General features: G+C 71.8%; 10 protein-coding genes and 1 pseudogene. 9 read left to right on the forward strand and 2 right to left on the reverse strand.

What is annotated here, in order from left to right:
- From AB0D49_RS09390 to htpX, 7 genes and pseudogenes are all read left to right on the forward strand, one after another.
- Window positions 1-668, forward strand: a pseudogene (locus AB0D49_RS09390) (hypothetical protein); the annotation flags it as partial.
- 26 nt (window positions 669-694) lie between these two features.
- Window positions 695-1,414, forward strand: coding sequence for an NADH-quinone oxidoreductase subunit J (locus AB0D49_RS09395; protein WP_362753451.1), 720 nt, complete (start codon window positions 695-697; stop codon window positions 1,412-1,414).
- Window positions 1,414-1,860 (forward strand): NADH-quinone oxidoreductase subunit NuoK, encoded by a 447-nt coding sequence (gene nuoK / locus AB0D49_RS09400; protein WP_362753361.1) that lies wholly within the window; start codon window positions 1,414-1,416, stop codon window positions 1,858-1,860. The genes AB0D49_RS09395 and nuoK overlap by 1 nt, the downstream gene beginning before the upstream one ends.
- Window positions 1,857-3,851: an NADH-quinone oxidoreductase subunit L gene (locus AB0D49_RS09405; protein WP_362753364.1), complete on the forward strand. Its 1,995-nt coding sequence runs from the start codon at window positions 1,857-1,859 to the stop codon at window positions 3,849-3,851. The genes nuoK and AB0D49_RS09405 overlap by 4 nt, the downstream gene beginning before the upstream one ends.
- A gap of 6 nt (window positions 3,852-3,857) precedes the next feature.
- Window positions 3,858-5,432, forward strand: a complete 1,575-nt coding sequence (locus AB0D49_RS09410) for an NADH-quinone oxidoreductase subunit M (protein WP_362753367.1) — start codon at window positions 3,858-3,860, stop codon at window positions 5,430-5,432.
- Window positions 5,429-6,982, forward strand: coding sequence for an NADH-quinone oxidoreductase subunit N (locus tag AB0D49_RS09415; protein WP_362753370.1), 1,554 nt, complete (start codon window positions 5,429-5,431; stop codon window positions 6,980-6,982). The genes AB0D49_RS09410 and AB0D49_RS09415 overlap by 4 nt, the downstream gene beginning before the upstream one ends.
- 272 nt (window positions 6,983-7,254) lie before the next feature.
- Window positions 7,255-8,118 carry a zinc metalloprotease HtpX gene (gene htpX, locus AB0D49_RS09420; protein ID WP_362753373.1) on the forward strand — a complete coding sequence of 288 codons (864 nt, stop codon included), beginning with the start codon at window positions 7,255-7,257 and terminating at the stop codon, window positions 8,116-8,118.
- 15 nt (window positions 8,119-8,133) lie between these two features.
- Here the strand turns inward: htpX and AB0D49_RS09425 are convergent, their stop codons facing one another.
- The gene (locus AB0D49_RS09425; RefSeq protein WP_362753376.1) at window positions 8,134-8,535 is read right to left on the reverse strand and encodes a YccF domain-containing protein; all 402 of its coding nucleotides are present in this window, start codon (window positions 8,533-8,535) and stop codon (window positions 8,134-8,136) included.
- Window positions 8,536-8,675: 140 nt separating this feature from the next.
- Between AB0D49_RS09425 and AB0D49_RS09430 the strand changes: the two genes are divergently transcribed.
- Window positions 8,676-9,857 (forward strand): barstar family protein, encoded by a 1,182-nt coding sequence (locus AB0D49_RS09430; protein ID WP_362753379.1) that lies wholly within the window; start codon window positions 8,676-8,678, stop codon window positions 9,855-9,857.
- A gap of 113 nt (window positions 9,858-9,970) precedes the next feature.
- Entirely contained in the window at window positions 9,971-10,537 is a 567-nt protein-coding gene (locus AB0D49_RS09435; RefSeq protein WP_362753382.1) for an SMI1/KNR4 family protein, read from the forward strand.
- Here AB0D49_RS09435 and AB0D49_RS09440 read toward each other — a convergent pair.
- Window positions 10,534-10,777: integrase core domain-containing protein (locus AB0D49_RS09440; protein ID WP_362753385.1), on the reverse strand; the 244-nt coding region annotated here is incomplete at its 5' end. The genes AB0D49_RS09435 and AB0D49_RS09440 overlap by 4 nt on opposite strands.

Below are 10,777 nucleotides of genomic sequence, written 5' to 3' on the forward strand. Positions count from 1 at the left end.
CCGCAAGGGCCGCCGAGGCCGCTCAGACACCGGCGGACGCCGAAGCCGCAAGAGCCGCCGAGAAATCCCCGGCACCGGAGGACGCAAAGGCACCGGAGAACACCGAGGCACCCGAGGACGCCCAGGCCCCGAACACCACCGAGGCCGCGAGGACCACCAAGAGCGCCCAGCCGGCGAAGGACGCGCAACCGGCGAGGGACGCCCAGGCCGCTCCGAAGGCCAACGGCACCCCGGAGCCCAGCACCGCCCCCGAGCCCAACCCCGACGAGCCCGCCCCCACCCCGCCCGAGCCGAACTCCGCCCGACCCACCCCACCAGCCCCGGGCGTAAACCCCGCCGAAGCCCCTGAGGCCCCCGCCACCCGGGGAGCCACCCCGGAGCCCTCACCGGAGCGCACCCCGGAGTCCACCCCCCAGCCCCCCGAAGCCCCGGCACCCGACCGTCCCGAGCCCGAAGCCCCGGCACCCGACCGTCCCGAGCCCGAAGCCCCCGCACCCGACCGTCCCGAGCCCGAAGCCCCCGCACCCGACGGCCCCAAGCCCAACCGCCCCGCCCCCCACCACCCAGACCCGGACCCGGACCCGGACCCCGACCCGGACCCCGACCCGGACCCGGACCCCGACCCGGACCCAGACCCGGACCCCGAGCCCGAGGGAGACGACTCGTGACCCTCGCCGCGCTCACCACCTCCGCCATGACGGCCGCCCACACCACCCTCACCACCGCCACCACCTCCACCGCCCCCGAGACCCGCGGCTTCCTCTCCCCCACCGGCGTGGAGATCGCCTTCCTCCTGGTCGGCCTGGTCACCTTCGGCGCCGCGATCATCACCGTCACCACCCGGCAACTCGTCCACGCCGCCCTCTGGCTGGTCGTCGCCCTCGGTGGGCTCGCCGTCGAGTACCTCCTCCTCACCGCCGAGTTCATCGCCTGGGTCCAGGTCCTGATCTATGTCGGTTCCGTCGTCGTCCTCCTGCTCTTCGGACTGATGCTCACCAAGGCGCCCATCGGCCAGAGCCCCGACGCCGACTCCGGCAACCGCTGGGTCGCCCTCGGCGTGGCCGTGGTCGCCGCGGGCTGTCTCATCTGGGTGGTCGCCGACGCCTTCCGCACCACCTGGATCGACCTGGAGGGCGCCGCCGCCGGTTCCACCCGCGTCACCGGCGAGAGCCTCTTCCAGAACTGGGTCCTCCCCTTCGAGGCCCTCTCCGTTCTCCTCCTCACCGCCCTGGTCGGCGCGATCGTCCTGTCCCGCAAGGCGAAGACACCGCCGGCCACGGACCCCGGGACCGCCAGAACCCGCACCGCCGCCACCCGCACCCCGGCGCCGTCCACCGCCCAGCCGCCCACTTCCGGGCCCGCCGACCCGGAAGCCACCGGCCGGGTCGCCGCCGACCAGGAAGGCGCCCGCTGATGCACCTCGCCTATCCCGCCGTGCTGTCGGCCCTCCTGTTCTGCACCGGCCTGTACGGCGTCCTCGCCCGCCGCAACGCGATCCTCGTGCTGATGTCGGTCGAACTGATGCTCAACGCCGTCAACCTGAACCTCGTCGCCTTCGACGTCTGGCTCAGCAAGGCCGCCGAGGAGACCCTGCACTCCGGCCAGGCCCTGACCCTGTTCACCATCGCCATCGCCGCCGCCGAGATCGGCATCGGACTGGCGATCGTCCTCGCCGTCTACCGCAACCGCGGCACCTCGGACATCGACAAGCTCCGCGACACCGCCGAAGGCCCCGACGACGACCCGGACGACGGCCCCGGCCCCGGCGACGGCCCCGGACCCGACGGCCCCCGCCCCGCCACAGCGACCGCGACCGACCGGCCCACCGGCGCCGCCGAGAAGGCTGAGGCCACCGCGTGACCACCACCACCCTCGCCGTCCTAGTCCCCCTCCTTCCCTTCCTGGGGGCCGCCGCCGGTCTCTCCGTCGGCCGGTCCAGCCCCGGCTACGTCCGCCCGCTCGCGGTCCTGCCCGCCCTGGCCTCCCTCGTCCTCACCGTGCTGGTCGCCGTACGCCAGGGCGGCGACGCCCCGATCGACGCGGCCACCGAACTGACCCCCACCGGCTCCGTCCCCATCGATCTCGCCCTGTACATCGACGGTTTCGCCGCCCTCGTCGCCGTACTGGTCGCCTTCATCGCCTGCTGTGTGCAGATCTACTCGATGGGCTATCTGCGCGACGACCCCCGCTATCCGTCCTACGCCGCGCTCGTCTCCCTGTTCACCTCCGCGATGCTCCTCGTCGTCTACTCGGGCGATCTGATGGTGCTGCTGGTCGGCTGGGAGGTCATGGGCATCTGCTCCTACTTCCTCGTCGGCCACTACTGGGAGACCCCCGAGGCCCGCGCCGCCTCCCTGAAGGCGTTCCTCGTCACCAAGCTCGGCGACGTCCCCTTCCTCATCGGTCTGTTCGCCCTCGCCACCGACGCCGGGTCCTTCCGCATCACCGAGATCCTGCGGACCGTCGCCGACGGCGGCCTGGACCACCCCACCCTGATCGCCCTTCTGCTGCTGGCCGGTGTCGCGGGCAAGTCGGCCCAGTTCCCGCTGCACACCTGGCTCCCCGACGCGATGGCGGGCCCCACACCCGTCTCCGCGCTGATCCACGCCGCCACGATGGTCGCCGCCGGTGTCTACTTCGTCGCCCGGCTGCTGCCCGTGTTCCAGGCGTCCGCCGCCGCGATGGTCGTCCTCGCGGTGATGGCCGCCGTCACCATGGTCGGTTCCGGTCTCGCCGCCCTCGCCCAGGACGACATCAAGCGCGTCCTCGCCTACTCGACCATCGGCCAGCTCGGCTACATGACCGGCGCCCTCGCCGTCGGCGACCGCGGTGCCGCCGTCTTCCACCTCCTGTCCCACGGCGCCTTCAAGGCGCTGCTGTTCCTCGCCGCCGGCGTGATCATCCACGCCGCCGGGACCAACTCGCTGGCCGCCATGTCCCGCATGCGCGATCTGCGCGACCGTGTCCCCGACGCCTACTGGACGATGACCGTGGCGCTGCTCGCGCTCGCCGCGATCCCGCCGTTCAGCGGCTTCTTCTCCAAGGAGTCCGTCCTCGGCGCGGCCGAGCAGGTCACCGCCGGTCACGGTGCGCACGTCCCCGGCGCCGCGGGCTGGATCGTCCTGGTCGCCGGACTGGCCGCCGCCGTCCTCACCGCCGCCTACGCGACCCGGCTGTGGCTGCTCGCCTTCCGCGGCCAGGGCCAGGAGGCCCCCGACCACGGCCGTCAGCCGCTCACCATGACCCTGGTCCTGTGGGTCCTCGCCGCTCCCTCCCTCGCCTTCGGCGGGTTCGCCTACCGCGGACTCCAGGGCTGGTTCGACGGCGGTGAACTCGGCCCGACCCTGCTGACCTCGGTCCTCGGCACCGGCGCCGCCCTCACCGGCGGCCTCGTCATCTACGCGGCCTGGCGCCACACCCGGGCCCGCGCGGCGAGCGCCCCGCTGGGAGCCGTCGCCGCCCACCCGGAGGCGGACGCGGGACTCGTCGAGGCCGAGGCCATCGCCACCCACACCCCCGCCTACGGGGACATCGCCGACGCACCCGACCCGGCCGACCCCGGACGGCTGCTACTGGGCCCGCTGCACCGCCCCGCCGCCGCGGGCTTCCACCTCGACGCGGTGTACGCGGCGCTGTTCGTCCGCCCGGTCCTGGCCTCGGCCCAGCTCGTCCGCTTCCTCGACCGCGAGGTCGTCGACACCTACGTCCAGGCGGCCGGGGCGCTACCCCGCTGGCTGGGGGCCGCCGTACGGCGCGCCCAGACCGGCAATGTGCAGACCTATGTGAGCGCGCTGCTCGCCGGCACCGTCGTTCTCGCGGTCGCCGCCGTCCTCGTCGCCACGGGAGCGTGAGCAGGCGTGATCGATATCAACGAGTCCGTGATGCAGTTCCTTCTGGCGTTCGTCGTCGTCGGCCCGCTCCTCGGCGCCGCCGCGGCTCTGCTGCCCGCGCCGCCCGGACTGAAGGGGAAGTCGCCCGAACAGGCCGTGCTCCGCCACGGGGTGACCGTGACCGGTGCGGTCCTCGCCGCGACGATCGTCCTGGTGCTGGGCTTCGACCACGACCAGCCGTCGAAGATCCAGGCCAGCACGGACATCAGCTGGATTCCCGCACTCGATGTGCGCATCCACCTCGGCATCGACGGCATTTCCCTCCCCCTTCTGGTCATGACCGCGCTGCTGACCTTCCTCTGCGCGCTCTACTCCTACTTCAAGATGCCCTCGGGCCCGACCCCGAAGGCGTTCGTCGCCCTGCTGCTCATGCTGGAGGGCGGCACGCTCGCCACCTTCGCCGTCCTCGATCTGCTGCTGTTCTTCCTCGCCTTCGAGATGGTGCTCATCCCGATGTACTTCCTCATCGCCCGCTGGGGCGGCGAGGGCCGGACCGCGGCTGCCGGGAAATTCATCCTCTACACGCTGCTCGGCTCGGTGGTCATGCTGCTCGGCCTGCTGCTGATCGGAATCACCGCGGGCACATTCGACATAGTGGCACTCGCCACTGACAATGGCCGATCGCTGACCACATCCGTGCAGGTCACCGCCGTTCTGGCGGTCGGCATCGGGCTCGCGGTGAAGACGCCGATGTGGCCGCTGCACAGCTGGCTGCCCGATGCCCACACCGCCGCCCCGACCGTCGGCTCGGTCCTCCTCGCCGGTGTCATGCTCAAGATGGGTACGTACGGGTTCGTCCGCATTCTTCTGCCGGTGGCACCGGACGGGATGCGGATCTTCGCGCCCTACCTCGCCGCCTTCGCCGTCGTCGGGATCATCTACGGTTCGCTCGCCTGTCTCGCCCTCGCCCGGCCGGGCGCCAAGGGCGATCTGAAGCGGCTCATCGCCTACTCCTCCGTCGGCCACATGGGTTTCGTCCTGCTCGGCATCGCCACGATGACCCCGACCGGCGTGAACGGCGCCCTGTTCGCCAACATCGCCCACGGCCTCATCACCGGCCTGCTGTTCTTCCTGGTCGGCGCGTTGAAGGACCGCACCGGCAGCACCGACCTCGACACCCTCGCCGAACAGACCGGCGCCGCCCTGTACGGCCGCGCCCCGCGCTTCGGCGGACTGCTCGCCTTCGCCGCCGTCGCCTCCCTCGGCCTGCCCGGACTCGCCGGGTTCTGGGGCGAGATGCTCGCCTTGTTCGGCGCGTTCGACCCGGCCGAGGGACTCAGCCGCCCCGCCTTCCTGACCTTCATGTCCATCGCCGCGTTCGGCACCCTGCTGACCGCCGCGTATCTGCTGATCGTGGTCCGCCGCGTCTGCATGGGCACGGTCCCGCGCGACGCCCCCCGCCTCGCCGACGTACGCCCGTACGAGTACGCGGCCTGGACCCCGCTCGTCGCCCTCACCGTCGTCGCCGGTCTGTGGCCGAGGACCCTCCTCGGCCTCACCGACCCGGCCGTGCAGCAGTTCCTCGCAGGAGGCAACCGATGAGCGCGCTCGCCCAGCAGGCCGCCACGTCCCTCGTCCAGTCCGTCGACTGGCTCGCCATCGCGCCGCCCACCGTCGCCGCCCTGGTCGGCCTCGCCGTCCTCGTCGCCGACCTCTTCGTCGGCGAGCGCCGCAAGGCCGTCCTCGGCTGGGTCTCCGTGGCGGGCCTCGCCGCCTCGACCCTCCTGCTGCTGCCGCTCCTGGACGGCGACCGCACCACGTTCTGCCTCACGGGCGCGCCGGACGTGTGCAGCTACACCGCGGACCGCTTCACCCTCGTCGTGCAGTTCCTGGTCCTCGGCGGCGCCCTGCTGACCGCCCTGCTGTCGATCACCGCCCTCAAGGACAGCCACAAGGCGCTCCCCGACGGCGAGTACTGGTTCCTGCTCCTGTGCTCCGCCGCCGGAGCCGCCCTGCTGCCCGCCTCCCGCGACCTGGCCACCCTGATCGTCGCCCTGGAGGTCGCCTCCCTGCCCGCCTTCGCCCTGGTCGGCCTCAAGTACGGCGACCGCAGATCCTCCGAGGCGGCCCTGAAGTTCTTCCTCTCCTCGGTCACCGCCACCGCCGTCACCCTCCTGGGCGTCAGCTTCCTGTACGCCTCCACCGGCACCCTGTACCTCACCGAGATCGCCACCCGCGTCCAGGACGTCGACGGACAGCTCGCCACCCTCGCCCAGACCGGCGTGGTCCTCACCCTCATCGGCTTCGCCTTCAAGACGGCCGCGGTCCCGTTCCACTTCTGGGTGCCGGACACGTACGTAGGAGCCCCGCTCCCGATCGCCGCCTATCTGTCCGTCGTCGGCAAGGCGGTCGGCTTCTCCGGCCTGATCCTGGTCACCGTCGTCGCCCTCCCGTCGTACGCCGACGTCTGGGGGCCCGCCCTGGCCGTGCTCGCCGCGCTCACCATGACCGTCGGCAACGTCGGCGCCCTGCGCCAGCGGGCCGGCCGCGCGTACAGCGCCGTACGCCTGCTCGCCTGGTCCTCCGTCGGCCAGGCGGGCTACCTCCTCGTCCCGATCGCCGCCGCCGCGTACTCCGGCGACCCCCGCCGCTCCGTCGGCTCCACCCTGGCCTACGCGCTGATGTACGCCGCCGTGAACCTGGGCGCGTTCGCCGTGGTCGCCCTGGTGGCCCGTACGCGGTCCCGCAACCGCGTCAGCGACTACCGGGGCCTCTACGCCACGAACCCGCTCACCGCGATCCTCATGGCGTTCTTCCTGCTCTGCCTGGCCGGACTGCCACCGGGCGTCATCGGCCTGTTCGCCAAGGTCACCGTGTTCGGCGCGGCCGTCGACGCGGGCCTGGGCTGGCTGGCCGTGGTCATGGCCGCCAATGTCGTGATCGCCCTGTACTACTACCTCCAGTGGACGGCACTCCTCTTCCGCGCCCCCGAAGGCGCCTCCGAGGGCGCCCCTGAAGGCCCGGGAGGGGCTCCCCAAGGCGCCGCCCCCGCCCCCCTCACCGCCGCCCTCGCCCTCACCGCCGTCATCGGCATCGCCCTGTCGGGAGCCCCCCAGCTCGTCCTGCGGTTCGCGGACACGCCCCTCTTCTGACCTGCCCCCGCCACCCTGAACCGCCGCCCGCGCGGACCCCCGTCCGCCGCGCCGCGCATACGGCTGCCCCCGGAGCCCGCCCCGTCACCCGGACGGCCCATCCGCGACCCGGCGAACAAAAGGGAACTACTGGCCTTCGCCTGGCGTTGACCAGAACGGGAGGGTCCACTGGACGTGACACCACGACACCAGTGGCATCGCAGATCAGACAGCGATCAGACAGAGATCAGACAGCAAAGGGTTCCCCTGCCGCACGACTTGGAGGGCGTACCGTGCACCGCCGGCACAACGGGCTAAGGACCGCAGTACTCCTTGGGGGACTGTCCGCACTCATCATCGTCATCGGCAGCTTCTTCGGCCGCACGGGCCTGATCGTGGCGGTCCTGATCGCGCTGGGGACGAACGCGTACGCGTACTGGAACAGCGACAAGCTGGCGCTCCGCGCGATGCGCGCCCGCCCCGTCAGCGAATTCGAGGCCCCCGCCCTCTACCGGATGGTGCGTGAGCTCTCCACCCAGGCCCGCCAGCCCATGCCGCGCCTGTACATCTCGCCGACGGAGGCCCCGAACGCCTTCGCGACCGGCCGCAATCCGCGCAACGCGGCGGTGTGCTGCACGGAAGGCATCCTGCGCCTGCTCGACGAGCGTGAGCTGCGCGGAGTCATCGGCCATGAGCTGAGCCATGTCTACAACCGGGACATCCTGATCTCCTCGGTCGCCGGAGCCCTCGCCTCCGTGATCATGTTCCTGGTGAACTTCGCCTGGCTCATCCCCATCGGCCGGTCCAACGACGACGACGGCCCCGGCCTGCTGGGCATGTTGCTGATCATGATCCTGGGCCCCCTCGCGGCCACCGTCATCCAGCTCGCCATCAGCCGCTCCCGGGAGTACGAGGCGGACGCCTCAGGCGCCCAGCTCACCGGTGACCCGCTCGCCCTCGCCAGCGCCCTGCGCAAGCTGGAGGCGGGCACCAAGCAGCTTCCGCTGCCCCCGGAGCCCCGGATCGAGACGGCCAGCCACATGATGATCGCCAACCCGTTCCGCCCCGGCCAGGGCCTGTCCAAGATGTTCTCCACCCACCCCCCGATGGCCGAGCGCATCGCCCGCCTGGAGCAGCTGGCCGGCCGCCAGCGGTGACCCGCGCGGACCCGCTCACCAGCCGGCGAACCGCCGGTCGGTCGACACGACCTCCTGCCCCAGCGGCATCAGGGAGAGCGGAATCATCTTGAGGTTCGCCCAGCCGAACGGAATCCCGATGATCGACAGGAACAGCGGGATGCTGGTGATGATGTGCCCGATGGCCAGCCACCATCCGGCGAAGATGATCCAGATGACATTGCCGATCAGTGAACCCACCCCGGCCTCCGGCTTGACCACGGTGGTCCGGCCGAACGGCCAGAGCACATAGCCCGCGATCCGCAGCGAGGCGATACCGAACGGGATCGTGATGATCAGCACGAAACAGATGATCGCCGCGAGCGTATAGGCCAGCGCCAGCCAGATCCCGCTGAAGATCAACCACAGGATGTTGAGGATCAGGTTGATGATTTTCACAGTCACTGCCCCTTCGCGATGATCGCCTAGGGCCCGGTCCTACCTGCCCATATCCAGCGTGCCCCCGCACCGCCGGAAACGCAGCGCCGGACCGCCCTGAGCCCCGGCACACGCGGAGCCTCGACACCAAGGGGGAACCCATGACGGCGACACCGTCCCCGTCGACCACACAGGAGCCACCGAAGTACACCCTGCTGTCCTACGACCAGAAGGCCGAGTACGAGGACCTCCCCGGCTACGAGGAACCATGGGGCACCTGCACGGACGTCACCGGCCTCCTCACCGACGAACCGCCCCCCCCCGCGCGGGAGACCTACGAACTGCTGGGCTGCTCCCTGGAAGGCGCCCTCGCCGACGCCGTCACCCGCGCGCGCACCGGCCTCTGGGCCCCGCTCGGCCCACTGACCCTGGACGTCCTCGACCGCCACGAGACCCCCGTGGGGGAGTGGTACCTGGAGGAGGTCCTCGTCCTGGACGCCCGCCCATGCGCCCGCGACCTGTCCCTGACCGACATCACCGTCGAGGGCTGGACCCCCGAGGACAATCCGTACGACTACCCCCAGTGCCCGCCCCTCTCCCCCGGCTACCGCACCCGCTCCGAGGCAGGCACCCCGTACGGCACCTGCCGCGACCTGGCGCACATCCGCCCACCCCGCACAGGACCGCCTCTTGTGCACCTCCTCGGCTGCTCCCCCCGGGGCGCCCTGCGCTCCGCCGTGCGCGGAGCGACGAAGCTCGGCGAGGCGAAGGTGCTGCGCGTCGACACCTCCGGCCGCCCCATACAGCTGGCGGCCGAGGGACCCCTGCTGTCCTGCACCTCCTCGGCACACGGCCCCGACCTCGTGGACCTCACCCTGGCCCCTTGGGGGGAGCGGCCCCCACGCGCGGCGGAACAGGTCTGGCACCTGTGGAGCGAGGGCCGCCCGGCGAGCGCCGGCCGCTGGTCCGACTGCACCCCCGCGGCCCGCGAGTACTGGCTCACCACGGCTCTGCGCAACCACTCCCACCACCGCCCCGACCGCCCCGCCGACACCACGTACCACCTCGACGGCCGCCACATCACCGACGAGCCCGGCTTCTTCTGCGCCCTCGGCGAGGCGGTCAACGGCCCCGGCGGCTACTTCGGCTGGGGCCTGGACGCCCTCCGCGACTGCCTCTCCGGCCGCTGGGGCGCGGCCCGGGGCTTCACTCTCGTCTGGCACGACTCCGCCGTGGCCCGCACCTGCCTCGGCGTGCCCCCGTACGCCCACCCCCGCACGGCGACCTTCGAGGAACTGCTCGCGTTCCTGACGGACCACGGAGTACGGCTACACCTCGCTTGACCCCTCCGGGTGCCCTCGGAGCGGTCCGCCCCGGCGATCGGCCGGGTTGTCCACAACTTCACGGTTGTCCACAGCCCTCCCCGAATGTCAGTGGCACCCGGCACCATGAAGTCATGACCGCGAACGAGCAGTTGCTGAGCCAGGTGCGGGCGAAGGCGCGCAACGACCACCCGTGGGGCCGTACTTCGCTCCCCGCCCCGGTGGACCGGGAGACCCTCTCCCGCGCCGAGGCGACGCTCGGATTCCCCCTGCCCCAACTGCTCGCGGACCTGTATGCGCGGATAGGCGACGGCGGATTCGGCCCGGAGTACGGACTGCTGCCGCTGCTCGACAGCTCCCCGTCCGAGGAGTCGTCGGCGGTCGCCGAGTACGTCGGCCGACGCGGCTGGAGCCGCGACGACCCCGACTGGCTGTGGCCCGAGGGCGTGCTGCCGATATCCCACTGGGGCTGCGGCATGTACGCCTGCGTGGACTGCCGCACGCCCCGCTCCCCGGTCCTCCTCTACGAACCCAACGCTGACGACCCCGAGCACGCCTGGTACGTGGACGCCCCGGGCCTGGAGGACTGGCTCCGCGCCTGGCTGGACGGCACGGGCTGGTACGAGGAGACGAACGAGGGCATGGACCTGACACCCTGGGACGCCTTCCGCACCCGCGCGCAGGGGACGTCGACGCCCTAGGTGTATTGCCCTGTGAGGTTGGGGACGCCGCTGGCGGGTGGTTTGCCTGCGAGTGCGGTGTGTCCGCGGTGGTGATTGTAGGTGTGGAGCCATTGCGGGAACGCGTCGCGTCGTTCGGTCTCTGAGCGGTAGGGGCGGGCGTAGCCCCATTCGTCGAGCAGGGTGCGGTTGAGGCGTTCGACTTTGCCGTTGGTCTGGGGGCGGTAGGGCCGGGTTCGCTTGTGGGTGATCCCGGCCGCC

It is taken from the genome of Streptomyces sp. NPDC048290 (assembly GCF_040652095.1).
Lineage (GTDB): Bacteria > Actinomycetota > Actinomycetes > Streptomycetales > Streptomycetaceae > Streptomyces.

Excerpts from the sequence above, each read along its gene's own strand:
- AB0D49_RS09430 (WP_362753379.1), top strand. The coding sequence starts at position 8,676 with ATGACGGCGACACCGTCCCCGTCGACCACACAGGAGCCACCGAAGTAC.
- nuoK (WP_362753361.1), top strand. The coding sequence starts at position 1,414 with ATGCACCTCGCCTATCCCGCCGTGCTGTCGGCCCTCCTGTTCTGCACC.
- AB0D49_RS09435 (WP_362753382.1), top strand. The coding sequence starts at position 9,971 with ATGACCGCGAACGAGCAGTTGCTGAGCCAGGTGCGGGCGAAGGCGCGC.
- AB0D49_RS09395 (WP_362753451.1), top strand. The coding sequence starts at position 695 with ATGACGGCCGCCCACACCACCCTCACCACCGCCACCACCTCCACCGCC.
- AB0D49_RS09415 (WP_362753370.1), top strand. The coding sequence starts at position 5,429 with ATGAGCGCGCTCGCCCAGCAGGCCGCCACGTCCCTCGTCCAGTCCGTC.